General features: G+C 60.2%; 18 protein-coding genes. 6 read left to right on the top strand and 12 right to left on the bottom strand.

All coding sequences use genetic code 11. The features are described from left to right. Positions 1-82 precede the first annotated feature (82 nt). From thrC to ffh, 9 genes are all read right to left on the bottom strand, one after another. A complete protein-coding gene (gene thrC, locus N5D61_RS19380; RefSeq protein ID WP_279893872.1) occupies positions 83-1492 on the bottom strand; it encodes a threonine synthase in 1410 nt (469 codons plus the stop codon). A 149-nt stretch (positions 1493-1641) separates the two neighbouring features. Then, positions 1642-2946, bottom strand: coding sequence for a homoserine dehydrogenase (locus N5D61_RS19375; protein ID WP_108237011.1), 1305 nt, complete (start codon positions 2944-2946; stop codon positions 1642-1644). Positions 2947-3022: 76 nt separating this feature from the next. After that, a complete protein-coding gene (dsbC, locus tag N5D61_RS19370) occupies positions 3023-3763 on the bottom strand; it encodes a bifunctional protein-disulfide isomerase/oxidoreductase DsbC (protein ID WP_108237010.1) in 741 nt (246 codons plus the stop codon). Between the two features lie 166 nt (positions 3764-3929). Continuing rightward, positions 3930-4826, bottom strand: a complete 897-nt coding sequence (xerD, locus tag N5D61_RS19365) for a site-specific tyrosine recombinase XerD (protein WP_279893871.1) — start codon at positions 4824-4826, stop codon at positions 3930-3932. Positions 4827-5000: 174 nt separating this feature from the next. Continuing rightward, positions 5001-5351 (bottom strand): 50S ribosomal protein L19, encoded by a 351-nt coding sequence (rplS, locus tag N5D61_RS19360; protein ID WP_108237008.1) that lies wholly within the window; start codon positions 5349-5351, stop codon positions 5001-5003. 43 nt (positions 5352-5394) lie between these two features. Further along, a complete protein-coding gene (gene trmD, locus N5D61_RS19355) occupies positions 5395-6147 on the bottom strand; it encodes a tRNA (guanosine(37)-N1)-methyltransferase TrmD (RefSeq protein ID WP_108237007.1) in 753 nt (250 codons plus the stop codon). A 3-nt stretch (positions 6148-6150) separates the two neighbouring features. Next, complete coding sequence (gene rimM / locus N5D61_RS19350; RefSeq protein WP_108237006.1) at positions 6151-6687, bottom strand: ribosome maturation factor RimM; 537 nt, start codon at positions 6685-6687, stop codon at positions 6151-6153. A 5-nt stretch (positions 6688-6692) separates the two neighbouring features. Next, complete coding sequence (gene rpsP, locus N5D61_RS19345; RefSeq protein ID WP_108237005.1) at positions 6693-6944, bottom strand: 30S ribosomal protein S16; 252 nt, start codon at positions 6942-6944, stop codon at positions 6693-6695. Between the two features lie 246 nt (positions 6945-7190). Beyond that, positions 7191-8570, bottom strand: coding sequence for a signal recognition particle protein (gene ffh / locus N5D61_RS19340; RefSeq protein ID WP_108237004.1), 1380 nt, complete (start codon positions 8568-8570; stop codon positions 7191-7193). Positions 8571-8809: 239 nt separating this feature from the next. Here ffh and ccsA point away from each other — a divergent pair, with 239 nt between their 5' ends. From ccsA to N5D61_RS19325, 3 genes are all read left to right on the top strand, one after another. Then, positions 8810-9622 (top strand): cytochrome c biogenesis protein CcsA, encoded by an 813-nt coding sequence (ccsA, locus tag N5D61_RS19335; protein ID WP_108237003.1) that lies wholly within the window; start codon positions 8810-8812, stop codon positions 9620-9622. Between the two features lie 10 nt (positions 9623-9632). Then, positions 9633-10871, top strand: a complete 1239-nt coding sequence (locus N5D61_RS19330; protein WP_108237002.1) for a CNNM domain-containing protein — start codon at positions 9633-9635, stop codon at positions 10869-10871. 299 nt (positions 10872-11170) lie between these two features. Next, a complete protein-coding gene (locus tag N5D61_RS19325) occupies positions 11171-12490 on the top strand; it encodes an MFS transporter (RefSeq protein WP_108237001.1) in 1320 nt (439 codons plus the stop codon). Between the two features lie 90 nt (positions 12491-12580). On the opposite strand, the gene purT is transcribed toward N5D61_RS19325, so the two are convergent. Both purT and N5D61_RS19315 read right to left on the bottom strand, forming a co-directional pair. Beyond that, entirely contained in the window at positions 12581-13762 is a 1182-nt protein-coding gene (gene purT, locus N5D61_RS19320; RefSeq protein ID WP_108237000.1) for a formate-dependent phosphoribosylglycinamide formyltransferase, read from the bottom strand. A 406-nt stretch (positions 13763-14168) separates the two neighbouring features. Then, complete coding sequence (locus tag N5D61_RS19315; protein WP_108236999.1) at positions 14169-14816, bottom strand: TetR family transcriptional regulator; 648 nt, start codon at positions 14814-14816, stop codon at positions 14169-14171. Positions 14817-15068: 252 nt separating this feature from the next. On the opposite strand from N5D61_RS19315, the gene N5D61_RS19310 reads away from it, so the two are divergent. The 3 genes from N5D61_RS19310 to N5D61_RS19300 are packed head-to-tail and all read left to right on the top strand — an operon-like array spanning position 15069 to position 20803. Further along, positions 15069-16208: an efflux RND transporter periplasmic adaptor subunit gene (locus tag N5D61_RS19310; protein ID WP_108236998.1), complete on the top strand. Its 1140-nt coding sequence runs from the start codon at positions 15069-15071 to the stop codon at positions 16206-16208. A 3-nt stretch (positions 16209-16211) separates the two neighbouring features. After that, a complete protein-coding gene (locus N5D61_RS19305) occupies positions 16212-19340 on the top strand; it encodes an efflux RND transporter permease subunit (RefSeq protein ID WP_279893870.1) in 3129 nt (1042 codons plus the stop codon). Next, entirely contained in the window at positions 19337-20803 is a 1467-nt protein-coding gene (locus N5D61_RS19300; RefSeq protein WP_279893869.1) for an AdeC/AdeK/OprM family multidrug efflux complex outer membrane factor, read from the top strand. Before N5D61_RS19305 ends, N5D61_RS19300 begins: the two co-directional genes overlap by 4 nt. A 121-nt stretch (positions 20804-20924) precedes the next feature. Here the strand turns inward: N5D61_RS19300 and pcaD are convergent, their stop codons facing one another. Next, positions 20925-21713, bottom strand: a complete 789-nt coding sequence (pcaD, locus tag N5D61_RS19295) for a 3-oxoadipate enol-lactonase (RefSeq protein WP_279893868.1) — start codon at positions 21711-21713, stop codon at positions 20925-20927. Between the last annotated feature and the right edge of the window lie 21 nt (positions 21714-21734).

Below are 21734 nucleotides of genomic sequence, written 5' to 3'. Positions count from 1 at the left end.
TCAGAAATGCTCGCAAGTTTGGCATGCAGAAACGAGAAGGCCCGCGGGTGAGCGGGCCTTAAGTTGTTACACGGCGATACCGCTAGAGCGGCTTGCCACGATTACCGTGCTGACTGACGAAGGCCTGCATGGCTTTCAGATCATTCGGGAGCACCGTGCAGCGCTCATCGCGCTCAAACAAATCAGACAAATGTGCAGGCAGTGCCAGTGCTTTTCCCACGCCTGCTTTCTGCACCGCTTCCGGGAACTTGACCGGGTGCGCCGTGCCCAGAATCACCATCGGGGTGTCGAGGCTGCGACGGCAGTCGCGCGCCGCCTTGACGCCGATCGCCGTATGCGGGTCGAGCACCTCACCGGTGCTGGCAAAGACTTCAGCGATGGTTTCACAGGTCTGCTCGTCGCTCACCGCCAGCGAGTCGAACAGTTTACGGGTTTCGGTCCAACGATCTTCAGCGACACTGAAGCCGCCGCCCTGTTTGAAGCTGTCCATCAACTCGGCGAGCGCTGCGCCGTTGCGACCGTGCATGTCGAACAACAAACGCTCGAAATTCGATGACACCATGATGTCCATGGACGGCGACAACGTGGCATGAAGGGTTTCCTTGACGTACTGGTTGCCGCTCATGAAGCGGTGCAGGATGTCATTGCGGTTGGTGGCGACGATCAGTTGGCTGATCGGCAGCCCCATGTTGCGCGCCAGATAACCGGCAAAAATATCGCCGAAGTTGCCGGTCGGTACCGAGAAAGCCACTGAACGCGCCGGGCCGCCCAATTGCAGCGCGGCGTGGAAGTAGTAAACGATCTGGGCCATGATCCGCGCCCAGTTGATCGAGTTCACCGCAACCAGACGCGTGCCTTTGAGGAAGCTCTGGTCGGCGAAACTGTTCTTCACCATTTCCTGGCAATCGTCGAAGTTGCCTTCGATGGCGATGTTGTGAATGTTGTCACCGAAGATCGTCGTCATTTGACGACGCTGAACGTCGGAAACCCGGTTGTTCGGGTGCAGGATGAAAATATCGACGTTGTCACAACGGCGGCAGCCTTCGATGGCAGCAGAACCGGTGTCGCCGGACGTCGCGCCGATGATCACCACGCGCTCGCCGCGTTTTTCCAGCACGTAATCCAGCAACCGTCCCAGCAATTGCAGGGCAAAGTCCTTGAACGCCAGGGTCGGGCCGTGGAACAGCTCCAGTACCCATTCGTTGCCGTTGAGCTGGCGCAGCGGCGCCACGGCAGCGTGTGCGAACACGCCATAGGTTTCTTCCAGGATTTTCTTGAAATCGGCATCCGGGATGCTGCCCGCCACGAACGGACGCATGACGCGGAACGCCAGCTCGTGGTAAGGCAGGCCCGCCCAGGACGCGATCTCTTCCTGGGTGAATCGAGGCAGATTTTCAGGGACGTACAGACCGCCATCGCTGGCCAGCCCAGCAAGCAGGACGTCTTCGAAATTCAGGGCCGGTGCGCGGCCGCGGGTACTGATATAACGCATAAACAAACCTTCGGTTCGAGCCGCAAGCTGCAAGTTGCAAGCTGCAAGCAAAAGCGGTTTGCCTTTGCCTTCCAGCTCGCGGTTCGAAGCTCGCCGCGATGTGATTTTGCTCTTTCGTGCAGCTTTTAGCTTAAAGCGTGTTGCTGCTGTCAGTTCAGATGCTCGACACGGATGCGAACGACCGGACCCGCAACGCCTTCCAGGGCCTCGAGCGCCTGAATGGCATCGTTGATGCGCTGCTCGACCACCCGGTGGGTGAGCAGAATCATCGGCACCAGCCCATCTTGCTCTTCGACTTCCTTCTGCATGATCGACTCGATGTTGATCCCGCGCTCGGACAAGATGCTCGCCACCTGTGCCAGGACGCCTGGGTGATCCTTGGCTTGAATGCGCAAGTAGTAAGCGCTTTCGCACTCCTGGATCGGCAGGATCGGATGGGCCGACAGCGAATCAGGCTGGAACGCCAGGTGCGGCACGCGGTTCTCCGGGTCAGTGGTCAGGGCACGCACCACATCCACCAGGTCGGCGACGACGGATGAGGCCGTGGGCTCCATACCAGCGCCGGCACCGTAGAACAGCGTCGAACCGGCGGCATCGCCATTGACCATGACGGCGTTCATGACGCCATTGACGTTGGCGATCAGGCGATCGGACGGGATCAGCGTCGGGTGGACCCGCAACTCGATGCCCGCCGGGGTGCTGCGCGCCACACCCAGATGCTTGATGCGGTAGCCCAACGCTTCGGCGTAATTGACATCGGCAGTGGTCAGTTGGGTGATGCCTTCGGTGTAGGCCTTGTCGAACTGCAGTGGAATGCCGAACGCGATGGACGCCAGAATCGTCAGCTTGTGGGCCGCATCGATGCCTTCCACGTCGAACGTCGGATCGGCTTCGGCATAACCCAGCGCCTGCGCTTCGGCGAGCACGTCAGGAAACGTCCGACCCTTTTCGCGCATTTCGGTCAGGATGAAATTGCCTGTGCCGTTGATGATACCTGCCAACCAGTTGATGCGGTTGGCCGCCAGGCCTTCCCGAATCGCCTTGATTACCGGAATGCCCCCCGCCACGGCCGCTTCGAAGGCGACGATCACGCCTTTCTCCCGCGCTCGGGCGAAGATTTCATTACCGTGCACCGCGATCAGCGCCTTGTTGGCAGTGACCACGTGCTTGCCATTTTCTATGGCTTTTAGCACCAACTCGCGCGCGACGGTGTAGCCGCCGATCAGCTCGATAACGATGTCGATGTCAGGATTGCTGGCCACTTCGAAAACATCGGTGGTGGTCGGGGTACCGGTAATCTGGCAATGGGGGTTTGGCGAACGCATGGCAATTTGCGCGACTTCGATTCCACGCCCGGCACGGCGGGCGATCTCCTCGGCGTTACGCTTTAGCACATTGAAGGTACCGCCACCGACAGTACCCAGCCCACAGATGCCTACTTTGACCGGTTTCACTATGAACTCCCCGTAAAACGACCGGCACGAGGCCGACCGTGGTAACAGCCGCATCACAGTGCGGCTCGCTGTTGAATTACTTGGCGCTCAACGCCAGCTTGGCCACTTGCGGGGCAGGTTGATAACCCGGAATCACCTGACCATCCGCCAGCACGATGGCGGGCGTACCGTTGACCCCGATGGACTGACCGATCTCGAACTGGCGGGTCACCGGGTTATCGCACTTGGGCGCACTGATGTTCTTGCCGTCCACCATGCGGTTCATCGCGTCGCGACGATCCTTGGAGCACCAGACAGCCTGCAGTTGCTCGTCGCCGGGCGAACCCAGGCCCTGGCGAGGGAACGCCACGTAGCGGACTTCGATCCCGCGCTTGTTCAACTCAGGCACCTCACCATGCAGCTTGTGGCAATACGGGCATGTGGTGTCGGTGAACACGGTAATGTGTGACTTGGTCTCGCCAACTGCCGGATAGACCACCATTTCCGCGGTGGGGATACCGTTGATGGTCTTCGAGATCGCCAGGCGCTCGACCTTTTCAGTGAGGTTGACGGGTTTTCCGCCCTGGATCTGGTAAAGGTTACCCTGCATGACGAATTGCCCGTCGGCGCTGGCGTAGAGCACTCGACCGCCCTTCAGGTTGACTTCATACAGCCCATTGAGCGGGCTGCTGGAGATGCTCTCCACCGGAATTTCCAGGTTCAGCGATTCCAGCGTCTTGCGGATGGCCTTGTCGGACGCTTCATCGGCGTGGGCGAACAGGCTGAAAGTACTGGCCAGCGCTACGACAGCAGCACCGATAAAACGAGTCACGCGCATGAAAACTCCTCGAGCGGTGGGCAGTTGGGCAGGCCCGAAAAGGTGGATGCGGAGCCGTCACATCCTTTTCGAAGTGCCAATCTGCGAAACCGGCAAAGCCTATCACATTAGGCTCAAGAGGCCGACGCTGACTGACGTAAGACTCGTCGCAAATTCCTGCTGTCCACTACCCGCGAGGGTGATGCTTGGCGTGCAGTTCCTGCAGTCTTGCGCGGGCAATATGGGTGTAGATCTGTGTCGTCGACAGGTCACTGTGGCCGAGCAGCATCTGCACCACACGAAGGTCGGCCCCGTGGTTCAGCAAATGAGTGGCGAACGCGTGGCGCAGCGTGTGCGGGGAGAGGCTTTTGCCGATGCCGGCCACCTTGGCCTGCAGCTTGATGCGATGCCAGAACGTTTGCCGGGTCATCTGTTCACCCCGCATGCTGGGGAACAGCACATCGCTGGGACGACCGCCGAGCAACTCCTGACGGGCGTCACGCAAATACCGCTCGACCCAGACGATGGCCTCTTCCCCCATAGGCACCAGGCGCTCCTTGCTGCCTTTGCCCATGATGCGCAGGACGCCCTGGCGCAGGTTGACCTGCTCGAGCGTCAGACTGACCAACTCGGTCACACGCAGGCCACAGGCATAGAGCACCTCCAGCATTGCCCGGTCGCGTTGACCGATGGCCTCGCTCAAATCGGGGGCCGCGAGCAACGCCTCGACATCGGCTTCGGACAAGGATTTGGGCAACGGCTTACCAAGTTGCGGCATGTCCACTTGCAGTGTCGGGTCCACCGAAATGAGCTTCTCACGCAGCAGATAGCGGTAAAACCCTCGCGCCCCGGAAAGGAAACGTGCGGACGAACGCGCCTTGTAGCCGTTATCCACACGCCAGGCCAAGTGATCGAAGATCACCTCCCGCCCCACCTCCATCACATCGACACCTCGCTCCTGCAACCAACCGTTGAATAACGCCAGGTCACTGCGGTACGAGTCGCGGGTATTGTCCGAGAGGCCCTTTTCTAGCCACAAGGCATCGAGGAAACGGTCGATCATGGGGTGGTCTAGGGCAGGCATGGAGTCAGACTTGAGCGAACGAAAACGTGGAGCAGTTTTTCACATCCACCCCCGCATGACAAAATTGTCGAGTCGAACGATTTTGGCGCCCCCCCTCTGCGCCAACTGTCACTTTTCCCCGGCCATAAAAAAAGCAGCCCGAAGGCTGCTCCTTTCTGCACCGAAGAACTGGAATCAAGACAGTTTTTCTTTGATGCGTGCTGCTTTACCCGACAGGTCGCGCAGGTAGTACAGCTTGGCTTTACGGACGTCACCGCGACGCTTGACCGCCATGCTGTCGATGGTCGGGCTGTAGGTCTGGAAAGTACGCTCAACGCCAACACCGTTGGAGATCTTGCGAACAGTGAAAGCACTGTTGATGCCGCGGTTGCGCTTGGCGATGACAACGCCTTCGAACGCCTGCAGACGGGAACGGTCACCTTCCTTTACCTTCACCTGAACGACGATGGTGTCGCCCGGGGCAAAAGGAGGGATTTCTTTGCTCATCTGCTCTGCTTCGAGGGCCAGAATGATTTTGTTCGTCATGTTGTGCTCCTAAGGTAAATCAGTCGGATCTACCATCGATACGTTAACTATCGTCCCGCTCACGGAGGTATTCCGCCAGCAGCTTGTTCTCTTCTCCAGAAAGCGAGCGCCTTTCCAGAAGATCGGCTCGTCGTTCGTAGGTCCTACCAAGGGACTGCTGCAAACGCCAACGCCGGATATGTGCGTGATTGCCACTGAGCAATACGTCGGGTACACGCTGATCCGCATACACCTCAGGTCGGGTGTAGTGCGGGCAATCGAGCAGACCATCCGTGAAGGAATCTTCCTCCGCGGAGTCCGCATGCCCTAAAGCTCCGGGCAGCAGCCGTGTAACCGCATCGATCAGGACCATGGCCGGCAGCTCGCCGCCAGACAACACGTAATCCCCTATCGACCACTCTTCATCGACATGAGCCTCAATAAAGCGCTCGTCAATGCCTTCATAACGACCGGCAATCAGAATCAGTGCTTCTTCCTTTGCCAGCTCGCGTACCGCATCTTGTTCCAGCTTGCGGCCTTGTGGCGACAGGTAAATCACCTTCGCCGCATCCCCTGCTGCCTGCCTGGCATGAACCAGAGCGTCTTCCAGAGGCTTGATCTTCATCACCATGCCCGGACCACCGCCGAAGGGGCGATCGTCCACCGTGTGATGCCGATCCGTGGTGTAGTCCCGCGGATTCCAACAGGTCAGCTGCAAAAGCTCCTGCTTTACCGCACGGCTGGTAATGCCATAGTCGCTGATGGCGGAAAACATCTCGGGAAACAGCGTGATGACTTCTATGCGCAGGCTGGCCATTGCTCAGAAATCCGCGTCCCAATCCACCTTCATCTCGCCTGCAACCAGATCGACTGCCAACACACATTGCTCCGTATAGGGCAACAGGCGTTCACGATCATCCAGACTGCCTGCGCAGGGCTTGACCACCATGACATCGTTCGAACCGGTTTCCAGGAGGTGATCGATTTTCCCGAGCAGTTGCCCAAGATGGTCGATGACCTTGAGGCCGACAAGCTGGTACCAGTAGTACTCGCCGTCGTCCAGCCCCGGTAGCAGGTGGCTTGGCACGCAGATCTCGTAACCGGCGAGAAGACGGGCTTCTTCGCGATCATCCAGACCCTTGAGCTTCGCGACCAGGAACTTGTCGCTCCCGCGCCCGCTGACCAGCTCAACCTGTTTCACACTCCCTTCGCGCTTGAGCGTCCAGGTTTTGTACTTCAACAGGTTTTCAGTCGGATCGGTAAAGGAATACACCTTCACTTCTCCACGCACGCCATGTACCGAATAGATCTTGCCGATGACGATCAGATCGTCGGCAGATGCTGGCGTCGCGCTCATATCGCTCAGGCCGCAGCCTTCGCAGCTTCCTTCAACAGCTGAGCAACGCGCTCAGAAGGTTGTGCACCAACGCTCAGCCAGTAGTTGGCACGCTCTTGGTTCACGGACAGACGGATTTCCTGACCACGGGCGACCGGGTTGAAGAAACCGATTTGCTCTTTGTGCGAACCGTCGCGTGGGTTACGGCTGTCGGTCACAGTCAGGTGGTAGAACGGGCGCTTCTTGGAGCCGCCAAGGGCCAGACGGATTGTTAGCATTGAACAAAGTTCCTGTTAGTGTGCTGCAAATCTAAAGTGCACGAACGGGCACGGGGTGCCCGAAAGGCCGCATATTCTAAGGAATATCCGGACGTTTGCAAATGACTTTTTCCGGCGCAAGGCCCTGAGCCATCCACATCCGTGAAAGGAGCCATCGTTTCGACGGCCTGTATGCCTGCGTGGGCAGACCTGAGGGAGGCGATCCCAAAGAAGCGGGCACGGACGAACGGTACGCGCCCAAGCCGATCAAAGGCGAGGCATGCCACCGCCACCGGGCATCATCCCGCCCAGTCCGCGCATCATTTTCGCCATGCCACCCTTGGTGGAGAATTTCTTCATCATCTTCTGCATCTGCTTGTGCTGTTTGATCAGACGTCCGATGTCCTGCACCTGCGTGCCGGAACCCATTGCGATGCGGCGCTTGCGCGAACCGCTGATCAGGTCGGGATCGCGGCGTTCAGCCGGGGTCATCGAGTTGATGATGGCTTCCATCTGTTTGAACTGTTTTTCTGCAGCGTTCTGCGCGTTGCCCATTTGCGACAGATTGACGCCGCCAATGCTCGGCAACTTATCCATCAGGCCACCCAGGCCACCCATGTTCTTCATCTGCTGCAACTGGTCGCGGAAGTCTTCGAGGTCAAAGCCCTTCCCTTTCTTCAGTTTCTTGGCGAGCTTGTCGGCCTTTTCCTTGTCGAGGGTCTGCTCGGCCTGCTCGATCAGGCTGAGGACGTCGCCCATGCCCAGAATGCGCGAGGCGATTCGGTCCGGGTGGAAAGGCTCGAGTGCCTCGCTTTTCTCGCCCATACCGATGAACTTGATCGGTTTGCCAGTGATGGCACGAACGGAAAGCGCGGCGCCGCCACGGGCGTCACCGTCGACCTTGGTCAGAATCACGCCTGTCAGCGGCAACGCGTCGCCGAACGCTTTCGCCGTATTGGCGGCGTCCTGACCGGTCATGGCGTCGACCACGAACAGCGTTTCGGCGGGCTTGACCGCTGCGTGAAGGGCCTGGATCTCGCTCATCATCTCGGCATCGACGTGCAAGCGACCGGCGGTGTCGAGGATCACGACATCGATGAACTTGAGCCTGGCTTCCTTGATGGCCGCTTCGGCAATGGCCACTGGCTTCTGGCTGATGTCGGACGGGAAGAAGGTCACGCCGATGTCGTTGGCCAGGGTTTCCAGTTGCTTGATCGCGGCAGGGCGGTACACGTCTGCCGACACCACCATCACGCTTTTCTTCTTGCGCTCCTTAAGGAACTTCGCCAGCTTGCCCGCGGTGGTGGTCTTGCCCGCCCCCTGCAGACCCGCCATCAGCACCACGGCCGGCGGCGCCACGTTGAGCGAAAGCTCCTCGTTGGCAGCGCCCATCATCTCTTCCAGTTCGGCCTGGACGATTTTCACGAACGCCTGACCCGGCGTCAGGCTGCGAGAGACTTCGGTGCCGACCGCTCGCTCCTTGATGCGATTGACGAAGTCTTTGACGACCGGCAAGGCAACGTCGGCTTCGAGCAGTGCCATACGCACTTCACGCAGCGTGTCCTTGATGTTGTCTTCGGTCAGCTTGGCTTTGCCGGTGACCTGGCGCAGCGTCTGTGAAAGACGTTCTGTCAGATTTTCAAACATGCGTGATCCTTTGAGTTCGCGGCGAACCCCAGTGGGAGCGGCCCTGTTCTCCGGCCACCGCTCGATGCGATGCTTATATAAGGAAGGAACAGCGCTCGACAAGGCGTTGGCGTGAGCAGGTCGCGGATTATAGCGGAGAGTCCGACGCGCGGACACCATGACGTCGGCTTGCGTGGTCTTTCGTGCTACGCCGATTCTATGCCACACTCAGCGGCTTTCGGGCCCGCCCATCAGGATCTATGTTCCCCTTGTCACCCAGTCTGCCGTTCAGCCTCGCCGCCGCCGTCCTCTATGCCGCTGCGACTCTTTATCAAGGTATTCGTCTGCGCCAGGGCAGGAAGGCCGACAAGTGGCTTTTGTGCCTCATCGGGACGCTGGCGGTCGCTTGCCAGGCCAGTGCGCTGTTCAGCCAGCTAGTACGGCCGATCGGCCTGGGGCTGGATTTCTTCAGCGCGGCGAGCCTGATCGCAGTGGCGGTGATCATCGTCACCATGCTGGCGTGCATCCGCATCCCTGTGGAAATTCTCCTCGTACTGCTCTTCCCATTGGGCCTGCTGACCACCCTGATGGCACAGTTCGCGCCTGCCGGTACGCTGCAGCCGATCGTCGGCGAGCAGGGCCTTATCGGCCATATCCTGCTGTCGATCCTGGCTTACGGCATGTTCACCATCGCGGTGTTTCAGGCACTGCTGTTGCTGGTGCAAGACCGCCAGCTCAAGAACAAGCACCCCTCCGGGCTGATCCGTAGCTTCCCGCCCCTGCAAACCATGGAAAGCCTGCTGTTCGGGTTCCTGTGGGCGGGCTGGACGCTGTTGTCGATGTCGCTGATCTCCGGGTGGCTGTTCGTCGAGAACCTTTTTGCACAACATCTTGTGCACAAGACGCTGCTGTCGATCCTCGCCTGGATCGTATTCAGCGTCCTGCTATGGGGCCGCACGCGTCTGGGCTGGCGGGGTCACAAAGCAATCCGCTGGACGCTCGGCGGCTTCCTGCTGCTGATGCTGGCCTATTTCGGCAGCAAACTGGTCCGCGAATACATCTTGCATATCTGACAGGCCGACCATGGAAAACCTGCCCACCGGCACGTTGCTCGCGCTGCTTGCTCTGCTCACTCTGTGGTCAGCGCTGTTCAGCGCCGTCGAAGCGGCTCATCACAACCTGCGCGCGGCCCGCATCAATCCTCGCTCGACCGAGCCGCCCAAGCCGGTTCTCGCCTTTAACTTCAACAGCCTGGTGTTGGGCAACACCCTGCTGAAAACCCTCATCACCGTTCTGGCAACGGTGCTGGCGATCGGTCAGTGGTATGTCCATGGCCCGCTACTCGCCTGGATCCTCGTCGCCAGTCTGCTGGTGATCGTCACCGAATTCATTCCCCGCAAACTCGCCGCCCGGCGTCCCGAGGCGATTCTTCTGCTGGGTAACAACGTTCTGCGCATCCCGATGCACGTGCTGCGCCCCCTCACGTGGCTGTACAAGAACCTCGCCAAACTGGTATTGCGCCCTTTCCTTTCCAAGCGCCGCCCCGATACGGCCGCCGATGACGACGACATGGGCACGGTGGTCTATCAGGACAACGAAAGCCAGTTCGGCCGCTCCCGTGTTCTGTCCGGCATTCATGCGCTGGACAGCATGACGGTCAACGACATCCTGGTTCCACGCAGCGAAGTGGACGGCATCAATCTCGATGAGACGATCGAAGAAATCACCGACAAGCTGATCATCTCGCGGCATACCCGTTTGCCCGTCTACCACAACGACATCAATCAGGTCGAAGGCGTGCTCAACACCCGGATGATCAGCCATCTCCTGCCACGGGGACAATTGACCAAGGAAGCGTTGATCGCTGCCTGCTACGAACCTTATTTCGTCCCGGAGAGCACACCGTTGCAGTTGCAACTGTTGAACTTCCACAAGCAACAGCGACGCATGGGCGTGGTGGTGGACGAATACGGTGAAGTTCAGGGCATCGTCAGTCTCGAAGACATTCTGGAAGAGATTGTCGGCGAATTCGAAAGCGAGCAGACCCTGGACAATCCGCACATCCACCCGCAGCCCGATGGGCGCCTGGTGGTCGAGGGCGCAGCCTCGATTCGAGACCTGAACAAGAGCCTGGGCTGGCACCTGCCCGCTGACGGCCCGAAAACCCTCAACGGCCTGATCACCGAAGCGCTGGAAACGATTCCTGACAGCTCGGTGTGCTTGAAGATCGGCCCGTACCGTCTGGAGACCCTCGAAACCGAGGACAACCGCGTCACCCGCGTACTGATGTGGCAGAACAGCCGGACCAAAGACGTGATCTGAAGCGCATCCAGCACTTTGAAACACTTGTTTCCGCGCAGATGCCCTTCCTATAATCGAACCGCTTACCCAGCCCCGCCGACCCGCGTGCTACCCGCACCAGGCGTAAGTCGGCCAGTCACTCAGCCTGACGTCTTCACGCGACGCCTCTGGCGCACGCTCCCATCCCGAGCAATCGCCCCTCCCGCATCCGGGCTAGTCTGTTCAGCGCTGTACCCAACAATAATTAATGATGATCGCCCCCAGCGCGCAGGCCACTTCTCTGCCTGCTGAAAGGCGACATGACTGCCAGGGATACTCGCATGACCAGTACCTCCACTTATCCGTCCAGCGATGAGAGTGCGCGGCCGGCCAACTCCGCCGCGCGCGTCGCCACTGCCAGCTTCATCGGCACCGCCATCGAGTTCTACGACTTCTACGTTTATGCCACGGCCGCCGCGCTGGTGATCGGACCGGTGTTCTTTCCACAGACCTCCAGCACGGCGCAGATGCTGTCGGCGTTTCTGACGTTCGGTATCGCGTTTCTCGCTCGCCCGCTGGGCTCGCTGCTGTTCGGCCACTTCGGCGACCGCATTGGTCGCAAATCGACACTGGTGGCGTCTTTGCTGCTGATGGGCATTTGCACCACTTTGATCGGCGTGTTGCCCGGTTATGACGCCATTGGATCGTGGGCGCCGATCTTGCTGTGCGTGCTGCGTTTCGGCCAGGGCCTGGGGCTTGGGGGTGAGTGGGGTGGCGCGGCGTTACTGGCTACCGAAAACGCCCCCAAAGGCAAACGCGCCTGGTTTGGCATGTTTCCGCAACTGGGCCCTTCGATCGGTTTCCTGGCGGCCAACGGCCTGTTTCTCACGCTGGCCATGACGCTGAACGACGAGCAATTCCGCACCTGGGGCTGGCGAATTCCGTTTCTTCTCAGCGCAGTGCTGGTGGTAATCGGTCTGTACGTGCGACTCAAGCTGGAAGAGACGCCGATCTTCGCAAAGGCCATTGCGCGTCACGAGCAGGTGAAGATGCCGATCGCAGAACTGTTCTCGCATTACTGGGCACCGGTACTGCTGGGCGCGGCTTCGATGGTGGTGTGCTACGCGCTGTTCTACATCTCGACGGTGTTCTCGCTCAGTTACGGGGTCAAGAGCCTGGGCTACAGCCGCGAATCCTTCCTTGCCATGCTGTGCTTTGCCGTGCTGTTCATGGCGCTGGCGACGCCGCTGTCCGCCTGGGCCAGCGATCGCTTCGGACGCAAGCCGGTGCTGATTATCGGCGGCGTGCTGGCGGTCCTCTCGGGTTTCCTGATGCAGCCACTGCTGACCCATGGCACGACCTGGGCCGTGACGCTGTTCCTGTCCATCGAGCTGTTCCTGATGGGCGTCACCTTTGCCCCGATGGGGGCGATGCTGCCTGAGTTGTTTCCAACACGCGTACGTTATACGGGCGCATCAGCGGCCTATAACATCGGAGGCATCGTGGGTGCCTCGGTGGCCCCCTTCTTCGCTCAGCAACTGGTGGAGATGGGCGGCTTGAGTTGGGTCGGCGGATACGTCTCTGCCGCTGCGTTGCTGAGCCTGATCGCCGTGCTCTGCCTGAAAGAAACCCGGCACGCCGATCTCGATAAGATCGCCTGACACGCGCTCGCGTGGCCGGGTCACGCTCGGACACGCGAATGCCCACGAAAAACGGCGCCTGAGAGGCGCCGTTTTCATCAGCCGTGAAGCTTATACCTGCACTTTCACAGCCATCGAGGCGCGTGTTGCCTTGCGACGAGCGGCGTCGATGGACTCATCCCGCGCCAAGGCCACACCCATGCGGCGCTGGCCATTGACTTCAGGCTTGCCGAAAAGCCGCAGCGCGGTGTCGGGTTCCTTGAGGGCTTCTTCAAGGTTGGCGAAAGCCGTCTGGGTCGATTGACCCTCGACCAGAATCACCGCCGAAGCCGAAGGGCCGAACTGTCGAATGGATGGAATCGGCAGCCCAAGGATGGCGCGGGCATGCAAGGCGAACTGCGACAGGTCTTGAGAGATGAGGGTCACCAGACCGGTGTCATGTGGACGAGGCGACACTTCGCTGAACCAGACTTGATCGCCCTTGATGAAGAGCTCGACGCCGAAAAGACCGCTCCCTCCCAACTCGCCGGTCACCGCCTTGGCCACGCGCTCGGCCTCTGCCAGCGCCGCGGGGCTCATGGCCTGCGGCTGCCAGGACTCCTGATAGTCGCCCTTTTCCTGACGGTGACCGATCGGCGCACAGAATGTAGTTCCCCCTTTGTGGCGCACCGTCAGCAGCGTGATCTCGTAATCGAAATCGATGGCGCCTTCGATGATCACCCGGCCTTTGCCCGCTCGCCCGCCCTCTTGGGCGTAATCCCAGGCCTTTTGGACATCCGCTTCCGTTTTCAGAAGGCTTTGCCCCTTGCCTGACGAACTCATCACAGGCTTGACGAAGCAGGGAAAGCCCAGATCTTCGACCGCTTTACGGTAGTCTTCGAAGGTGTCGGCGAAATGATAGGGCGACGTCGGCAAGTCCAGCGTTTCGGCGGCCAGGCGGCGAATGCCTTCGCGGTTCATGGTCAACTGAGCGGCGCGCGCCGTTGGGATGACGGTGAAACCTTCGGACTCCAGCTCCACGAGGGTCGCGGTGGCGATCGCCTCGATTTCCGGCACGATGTAGTGCGGCTTTTCGGCCTCGATCACCGCGCGCAGCGCTGCCCCATCGAGCATGTTGATCACATGGCTGCGGTGTGCGACCTGCATGGCTGGCGCGTTGGCATAGCGGTCGACGGCGATGACTTCAACGCCCAGACGTTGCAGTTCGATCACCACTTCCTTGCCAAGCTCGCCGCAACCGCAGAGCAAAACGCGGGTCGCGGTCGGCGACAATGGAGTTCCGATTTGGGTCATCTCAGGTCCTCGTGGAGCAGATATCGAGGGCAGCCCGCCACAGGCGAGCAACCGCAGGGGAGAAAGGCGCGCAATTTACCATGAAGCCAGCATGGAGGGGGACGGACGGCTGACGACCTGACACCAGCACGCCCCCTTTTCTCGCACCCGACGGGTCGCACGGGCGCCATGCCCGAAGCAGGCGAACGGGCGAAACGGCACCCGCCACATCGGCAGAGAACCTCGGCCACGCCTGTCGGCTGGCTGAACACGCCTCGGGATTTGCGTAAAGGCTAGGTAAACCGACTGTTCAACAGCAACGCTTCGCTATATAGATGCAGGTCAGGCACCACACAGTTATAGTCGGTCACTTGGGACGGCGCAGCCGATCCTTTGAAAGAGTGGCTGCACCCGTGAGAGGAGGCGCTCACCGGCGCGCGGTCGGGTCTCTCAAAGCGGGGCTGAAACGGAGCATGTCCAGAACGGTATCGACCAGGCGTTCAGCCTCCTCGTGCAACGAGAAGCTTTCGGGCACCAGTAACCACTGGCCCAGAATGCCGTGTATATAAGCATGCAGACAGATCGCCGCTCGCCGCGGGTTCAGGTCGGCAGGCAACTGCCCCTGTCGCGAGGCGTTGCTCAAGGCCAGGGCGATACGCTCATTGGCATCGAGCCAGACGAATTGGCGCTGGCGGCGCATGTCGCACATTTCATCGGTGAATTCGAATTTATGATAGAGAATTTCATTGATGCGGCGGGTTCTCGGGTCCGTAGCAACTTGTTGAAACAAATGAATCAAAAGTTTACGCGTCCAGCCGAGCGGGTCTATTTCGTCCGCGCTTTCACTGGCGCGCGCCATCGCTTCCAGCGGCTCATGCAAGCTGTCGAGCATCGCCTGCACCAGATCGGCCTTGTTGCTAAAGTGCCAGTAGATGGCCCCTCGGGTTACGCCCGCCAAGGTCGCTATGTCCGCCAGCGTGGTACGGGCGACACCCCGCTCGAGAAACGCCTGTTCGGCCGCTTCCAGAATCTGCCTGCGCGTTTCCTGAGCTTCTTCTTTGGTGCGACGAACCATGGCAGTAAAACCTCAATGAAGATGCGTCAGGCGCTGCGGTCCGCAGGCCCGAACAGCGTAGCGGGCGGCCTTTGTAATGCCTTGTCCCGTGCGAGCGATCGATTCCCGAAACGCGATCATACGTCGCGGTTACAGGTGTTTACAAACAGCCGTGAACGTAAGTATATTCATTAGCTTGCTACTTATCCAGCCGGAAAAGCATCCATACCCTTTCCACTTTTCATGAGCCCTGCTCCTGACCCGAGGATCTTCATGCAATTCAAGCCAGCTGTTACCGTACTGGTCACTGCCGCCGCTCTGGCATCGCTGCTCAGTGGATGCAGTAAAAAGGAAGAAGCCACGGCGGCGACTCCTCCGCCTCCTCAGGTCGGCGTCGTGACCATCCAGCCCCAACCTTACACCCTGATCTCGGACTTGCCGGGCCGCACCACCGCCTATCGGGTGGCTGAAGTGCGCCCTCAGGTCAACGGCATCATTCTCAAGCGGCTGTTCACTGAGGGCACCGACGTCAAGGCCGGTCAACAGCTGTATCAGATCGACCCTGCCATCTATGAGGCGAACCTCAACAGCGCCAAGGCCACCTATGATGCGACCAGTTCGCTGGCCGGGCGGTACAAGCAATTGATCAACGAACAGGCCGTCAGTCGTCAGGAGTACGACACCGCCGTGGGCAACGCGCGCGAAGCTCAGGCCGCCGTGCAGACGGCTGAGATCAATCTGCGCTACACCAAGGTGTACGCGCCGATTTCCGGCCGCATCGGTCGCTCACTGGTCACCGAAGGTGCGCTGGTCAGCAATGGTCAGGCCGACGCGATGGCCACCATCCAGCAACTCGATCCGATCTATGTGGACGTCATCCAGTCCTCGACCGAGATGCTGCGCCTGCGCCGCGAACTGGAAAGCGGCAAGCTGCAAAAGGCCGGTGAAAACGCCGCCAAGGTCAAGTTGACCCTGGAGGACAACAGCCAGTATCCGGTAGACGGCAAGCTGGAATTCTCCGAGGTGTCCGTCGACCAGACCACAGGGTCTGTCACCCTGCGCGCCGTGTTCCCCAACCCGAACCACACATTGCTGCCCGGCATGTTCGTACACGCCCGCCTGCAGGCCGGTGTCAACGAGCAGGCGATCCTGGTGCCGCAGCAGGGCGTGACCCGAGACCTCAAAGGTACCCCGACTGCACTGGTGGTCAATCAGGACAACAAGGTCGAGCAGCGCACGCTGGTCGCCAACCGCACCAGCGGCACCGACTGGGTCGTCGAGAAGGGCTTGAACCCGGGTGATCGCGTCATCACCGAAGGCCTGCAATACGTCAAACCGGGCGCGCAAGTGAAGGTCGCCGAAGCGACCAACGTCAAGGCAGCCGCGCCGGCCCCTGCGCAAGGGAGTAACTGATTCATGTCGAAGTTTTTCATCGACCGACCGATTTTCGCGTGGGTCATCGCCCTCGTGATCATGCTGGTTGGGGCTCTTTCGATCCTCAATCTGCCGATCAACCAGTACCCCGCCATCGCGCCGCCCGCCATCGCCATTCAGGTCACCTACCCCGGCGCGTCCGCACAGACCGTGCAGGACACCGTGGTTCAGGTGATCGAGCAGCAGATGAACGGCATCGACAATCTGCGCTATATCTCTTCGGAGAGTAACTCTGATGGCAGCATGACCATCACGGTGACGTTCAACCAGGGGACCAACCCCGATATTGCGCAAGTGCAGGTGCAGAACAAGCTCAACCTCGCAACCCCGCTTCTGCCTCAAGAGGTGCAGCAACAGGGCTTGCGGGTGACCAAGGCGGTGAAAAACTTCCTCCTGGTGATCGGTCTGGTCTCCGAAGACGGCAGCATGGCCAAGGAAGACTTGTCCAACTACATCGTTTCCAATATTCAGGACCAGATTGCGCGGACCCCGGGTGTCGGGGACTTCCAGGTGTTCGGTTCGCAGTACGCGATGCGGATCTGGCTTGATCCGGACAAGCTGAACAACTACCAGTTGACCCCTGTGGATGTGAAATCGGCGATCACCGCGCAGAACGTTCAGGTCTCCTCGGGTCAGATCGGCGGCCTGCCTGCGGTCAAGGGCCAGCAGCTCAATGCGACGATCATCGGCAAGACGCGCCTGCAGACCGCCGAGCAGTTCGGCAACATCCTGCTCAAGGTCAACCAGGACGGCTCGCAGGTTCGCCTCAAAGACGTGGCAACCATCGGTCTGGGCGGCGAGAACTACAGCGTCGACGCGCAGTTCAACGGCAAGCCGGCCTCGGGCCTGGCGATCAAGCTGGCGACCGGTGCGAACGCGCTGGACACTTCTAAAGCCATCCGCGCCACCATGGATCGCCTCGAGCCTTTCTTCCCGCCAGGGATGAAGGTCGTTTATCCCTACGACACCACCCCGGTGGTGAAAGAATCGATCAACGGCGTCGTGCACACCTTGGGCGAAGCGATCGTCCTGGTGTTCCTGGTGATGTACCTGTTCCTGCAAAACTTCCGCGCCACCATCATCACCACGATGACCGTGCCTGTGGTGTTGCTGGGTACGTTCGGCATCCTCGCGGCCGCCGGTTTCACCATAAACACCCTCACCATGTTCGGCATGGTGCTGGCCATCGGCTTGTTGGTGGACGACGCCATCGTCGTGGTGGAGAACGTCGAGCGGGTCATGGCCGAGGAGCACTTGTCGCCCCGTGAAGCCACGCGCAAATCGATGGAGCAGATCCAAGGCGCGCTGGTGGGTATCGCCATGGTGCTGTCGGCGGTGCTGCTGCCCATGGCGTTCTTCGGCGGCTCCACCGGTGTGATCTATCGCCAGTTCTCGATCACCGTCGTCTCGGCCATGGCGCTCTCGGTACTGGTCGCACTGGTCTTCACACCGGCGCTTTGCGCCACCATGCTCAAGCCAATCGACCCCGAGAAACACGGCCAGCCGCGTAAAGGGTTCTTTGGCTGGTTCAACCGCACGTTCGACCGCAGCGTCCAGAGCTACGAGCGGGGCGTCGGCCATGTGATCCGCCACAAATTCCCGGCGTTCCTCGCTTATCTGTTGATCTTCGCAGGCATGATCTGGATGTTCACACGCATCCCGACGGCGTTCCTCCCCGAAGAAGACCAGGGCGTGATTTTCGCCCAGGTGCAGACCCCACCGGGTTCCACCGCCGAGCGAACCCAGCAGACGCTGGACAAGATGCGCGAGTACCTGCTGACCGATCCAGGCGTGAACTCGGTGTTCACCGTCAACGGCTTCAACTTCGCCGGTCGTGGTCAGAGCTCGGGCCTGGGCTTCGTCATGCTCAAATCATGGGAAGAACGGGATTCGTCCAACAGCGTGTTCGAAGTCGCCAAGCGTGCACAGGCGCACTTCTTCGGCTTCCGTGACGCGATGTCCTTCGCCGTCGTTCCACCCGCGGTACTGGAGCTGGGTAACGCCACCGGTTTCGACCTCTATCTGCAGGACCAAGGGGGCGTTGGCCATGAAAAGCTGATGCAGGCGCGTAACCAACTGCTAGGTCTGGCGTCGCAAAGCAAGATCCTGGCGGGGGTGCGTCCGAACGGACTGACAGACGAACCGCAGTACCAACTGCTGATCGATGACGAGAAAGCCCGCGCCCTCGGCGTGACCCAGTCGGACATCAACACCACGCTATCGGTCGCGATGGGCGGTAACTACGTCAATGACTTCATCGACCGCGGTCGAGTGAAGAAGGTGTACATCATGGGGACGCCGAAGTCCCGCATGAGCCCTGAAGACTTGAAAAAATGGTACGTGCGTAACGCCAGCGGCACCATGGTTCCGTTCGATGCCTTCGCCAGCGGCGAGTGGATCTACGGCTCGCCAAAACTGTCGCGCTACAACGGCGTTCCAGCTGAGGAAATTCTCGGTACGCCGGCACCGGGCTACAGTACCGGCCAAGCCATGGCCGAGATCGAGCGCCTGGCGCAGCAATTGCCGCAGGGCATCGGTTACTCGTGGACGGGGCTGTCGTTCGAAGAACGCCTGTCCGGCTCGCAAGCGCCGGCGTTGTACGCGATATCGGTGCTGGTGGTTTTCCTCTGCCTCGCGGCACTGTATGAAAGCTGGTCGATTCCGATTGCCGTTCTGCTCGTGGTACCACTGGGGGTCATCGGTGCGTTGATGGCGACCAGCCTGCGCGGGCTGTCCAACGACGTGTTCTTCCAAGTGGGCCTGTTGGTGACGGTGGGCCTGGCAGCGAAGAACGCCATTCTGATCGTCGAGTTCGCCAAGGAATTGCATGAACAGGGCAAATCGCTGCTCGACGCGGCGGTGGAAGCCTGTCGCATGCGTCTGCGCCCGATCGTGATGACTTCGATGGCATTCATTCTCGGTGTCGTACCCCTGACCATTTCCAGCGGCGCGGGCTCGGGCAGCCAGCATTCGATCGGTACAGGCGTGATCGGCGGTATGATTACCGCGACCATTCTGGCGATCTTCTGGGTACCGTTGTTCTTCGTATCGATCTCCGGTTTGTTCAAGAGCAAACAGAAACACATCCCACACGATGAGGCTGGCCAATGAGCAAGTCCCTGATCTCTCTGGCAGTGACCGCGATCGTCTTGAGCGGCTGCTCGTTGATCCCTGATTACCAGCAACCCGCGGCACCGGTAGCTGCGCAATACCCGCAAGGCCCGGCGTACTCGCCGGCCGAAGCGGCCAATCAGGCTGCGGCCGAACAAGGCTGGCGTCAGTTTTTCCATGACCCGGCGCTGCAGCAACTGATCCAGACCGCCCTGAGCAACAACCGCGACCTGCGTGTCGCGGCGCTGAACATCGACGCTTACCGGGCGCAGTACCGCATCCAGCGTGCGGACCTGTTCCCGGCCGTGGCGGCCGACGCGTCCGGCACCCGTCAGCGGGTTCCGGGCGACCTGTCGCAGACAGGCCAAGCGGGGATCACCAGCCAGTATTCGGTTGGCCTGGGTGTCAGCGCCTATGAGCTGGACCTGTTCGGCCGGGTGCGCAGCCTGAGTGAGCAAGCGCTGGAAACCTACTTCGCCAGCGAAGAAGCCCGCCGCAGCACGCAGATCAGTCTGGTGGCCAACGTGGCCAATGCCTACCTGACCTGGCAAGCCGACAAGGAACTGCTGAAGCTGACCCAGGACACCCTCGGTGCTTTCGAAGAAAGCTTCCGTCTCACTTCACGCAGCAGCGAAGTCGGCGTGGCGTCGGCGCTGGATCTGGCACAGTCGCGTACGTCCGTCGAAAGCGCCCGCGTCAAGCTGGCGCAGTATCAGCGCCTGGTCGCTCAGGACGAGAACAATCTGGTGCTGTTGCTAGGCACCGGGCTGCCGGCCAACCTGCCCGCACCGCAACCGTTGAGCGCTGACATGCTCAACGAAATGCCCGCAGGGCTACCGTCGGAACTGCTGCAACGTCGTCCGGATATCCTCCAGGCCGAACACAGCCTGAAAGCGGCCAACGCCAACATTGGTGCAGCGCGGGCAGCGTTCTTCCCGAGCATCAGCCTGACCGCCAGCGCAGGCACGGCGAGCAGTGACTTGAGCGGGCTGTTCAAAGGCGGTTCGGGCACCTGGCTGTTCCAGCCGCAGATCAACCTGCCGATCTTCAATGCGGGCAGCCTGCGTGCCAGCCTGGATTATTCGAAGATCCAGAAGGACATCGGCGTCGCCAACTATGAGAAGGCGATTCAAACCGCCTTCCAGGAAGTCTCCGACGGCCTGGCGGCGCGCAAGACCTTCACCGATCAGTTGAAAGCCCAGTCTGACTTCGTCAATGCCAACCAGGATTACTACCGGTTGGCAGAGCGCCGCTATCGGATCGGTATCGACAGCAACCTGACCTTCCTCGACGCCCAGCGTCAGTTGTTCAGCGCGCAGCAATCCCTGATCACCGATCGTCTGTCGCAACTGAGCAGCGAGGTCAATCTCTACCGCGCCCTGGGTGGCGGCTGGTATGAGCGGACACCGACCGGGGAGCGACAGCCCACCTCGGGTGACGTACCGCCCATGCGGATGTTCTGACCTGAAGGCCTAAAAAAACCACCGAAAGGTGGTTTTTTTGTCCCTCGTTGGCGCTCAATCCTTCGTGCCTTGACGACACTGCAACTGATGTAGGCTGCAGCACCACCTATCCCTCACCCTCTCAGCTCAGCAAAAACTCCGTTACGCGCAAGGTGAAGACTTCACCCAACTCGACGCTGGAAAGGTGTGCAGCATAGAAATCGGACAATTGCGAACCCTGTATGTGGTTCTGCAAATAGTGTCCATCCGCGACGGTGGCCACCGAGTCATGGCTGCCGCACACGATCAAGGTCGGGGCGGTGATGGAGGTCACCTGCTTGCGAAAATCCGCATCGCGCACCGCCGCGCAGCATGCGGCATAACCCAGGGGCGACGTCGCGGCGAGTACGTCAAGCAGAGGCGTCACCCGGTCCGCATGCTCACGCGCGAAGTCCGGCGTAAACCAGCGCTCAACGGCACCGGCGCATAGCGCCTTCATCGCCTGTTCGCCCCCCTTCTCTACCGTCTCGATACGGGGCCCCCAGATATCCGGGCCACCGATCTTCGCGGCGGTGTTGCACAGGATCAGTTTGTGCAGACGCTCATTGGCATGAACACCTAACCATTGGCCAATCAGTCCCCCCATCGACAATCCGCAGAAATGAGCCTTCTCGATCTTCAATGTGTCGAGCAACGTCAACACGTCGCGACCCAACTGTTCGATGGTGTAAGGGCCTTGAGTGACGAGGGATTCGCCATGGCCCCGGGTGTCGTACCGCACCACGCGGAACGATTTGCTGAGCGAAGCCACCTGCGCATCCCACATATGCAGATCGGTGCCGAGCGAATGGGACAGCACCAACACTGGCGCGCTTGCAGGGCCTTGAATCTGATAATGCAAGTCGCCGTCTTGCAATTTTACGAATGCCATGACAACTCCCTTGGACTGAGC

Origin of the sequence: Pseudomonas sp. GD03842 (genome assembly GCF_029841165.1) — a bacterium.
GTDB lineage: Bacteria > Pseudomonadota > Gammaproteobacteria > Pseudomonadales > Pseudomonadaceae > Aquipseudomonas.
The sequence above is the reverse complement of the archived record's forward strand: the minus strand, read 5'-3'. Positions and strand labels throughout refer to the sequence as shown.

Bases quoted from the DNA above. Each gene is read 5' to 3' on its own strand.
- thrC (WP_279893872.1), bottom strand. From the start codon at position 1,492: ATGCGTTATATCAGTACCCGCGGCCGCGCACCGGCCCTGAATTTCGAA.
- dsbC (WP_108237010.1), bottom strand. From the start codon at position 3,763: ATGCGCGTGACTCGTTTTATCGGTGCTGCTGTCGTAGCGCTGGCCAGT.
- xerD (WP_279893871.1), bottom strand. From the start codon at position 4,826: ATGCCTGCCCTAGACCACCCCATGATCGACCGTTTCCTCGATGCCTTG.
- rplS (WP_108237008.1), bottom strand. From the start codon at position 5,351: ATGACGAACAAAATCATTCTGGCCCTCGAAGCAGAGCAGATGAGCAAA.
- trmD (WP_108237007.1), bottom strand. From the start codon at position 6,147: ATGGCCAGCCTGCGCATAGAAGTCATCACGCTGTTTCCCGAGATGTTT.
- rimM (WP_108237006.1), bottom strand. From the start codon at position 6,687: ATGAGCGCGACGCCAGCATCTGCCGACGATCTGATCGTCATCGGCAAG.
- rpsP (WP_108237005.1), bottom strand. From the start codon at position 6,944: ATGCTAACAATCCGTCTGGCCCTTGGCGGCTCCAAGAAGCGCCCGTTC.
- ffh (WP_108237004.1), bottom strand. From the start codon at position 8,570: ATGTTTGAAAATCTGACAGAACGTCTTTCACAGACGCTGCGCCAGGTC.
- ccsA (WP_108237003.1), top strand. From the start codon at position 8,810: ATGTTCCCCTTGTCACCCAGTCTGCCGTTCAGCCTCGCCGCCGCCGTC.
- N5D61_RS19330 (WP_108237002.1), top strand. From the start codon at position 9,633: ATGGAAAACCTGCCCACCGGCACGTTGCTCGCGCTGCTTGCTCTGCTC.
- N5D61_RS19325 (WP_108237001.1), top strand. From the start codon at position 11,171: ATGACCAGTACCTCCACTTATCCGTCCAGCGATGAGAGTGCGCGGCCG.
- purT (WP_108237000.1), bottom strand. From the start codon at position 13,762: ATGACCCAAATCGGAACTCCATTGTCGCCGACCGCGACCCGCGTTTTG.
- N5D61_RS19315 (WP_108236999.1), bottom strand. From the start codon at position 14,816: ATGGTTCGTCGCACCAAAGAAGAAGCTCAGGAAACGCGCAGGCAGATT.
- N5D61_RS19310 (WP_108236998.1), top strand. From the start codon at position 15,069: ATGCAATTCAAGCCAGCTGTTACCGTACTGGTCACTGCCGCCGCTCTG.
- N5D61_RS19305 (WP_279893870.1), top strand. From the start codon at position 16,212: ATGTCGAAGTTTTTCATCGACCGACCGATTTTCGCGTGGGTCATCGCC.
- N5D61_RS19300 (WP_279893869.1), top strand. From the start codon at position 19,337: ATGAGCAAGTCCCTGATCTCTCTGGCAGTGACCGCGATCGTCTTGAGC.
- pcaD (WP_279893868.1), bottom strand. From the start codon at position 21,713: ATGGCATTCGTAAAATTGCAAGACGGCGACTTGCATTATCAGATTCAA.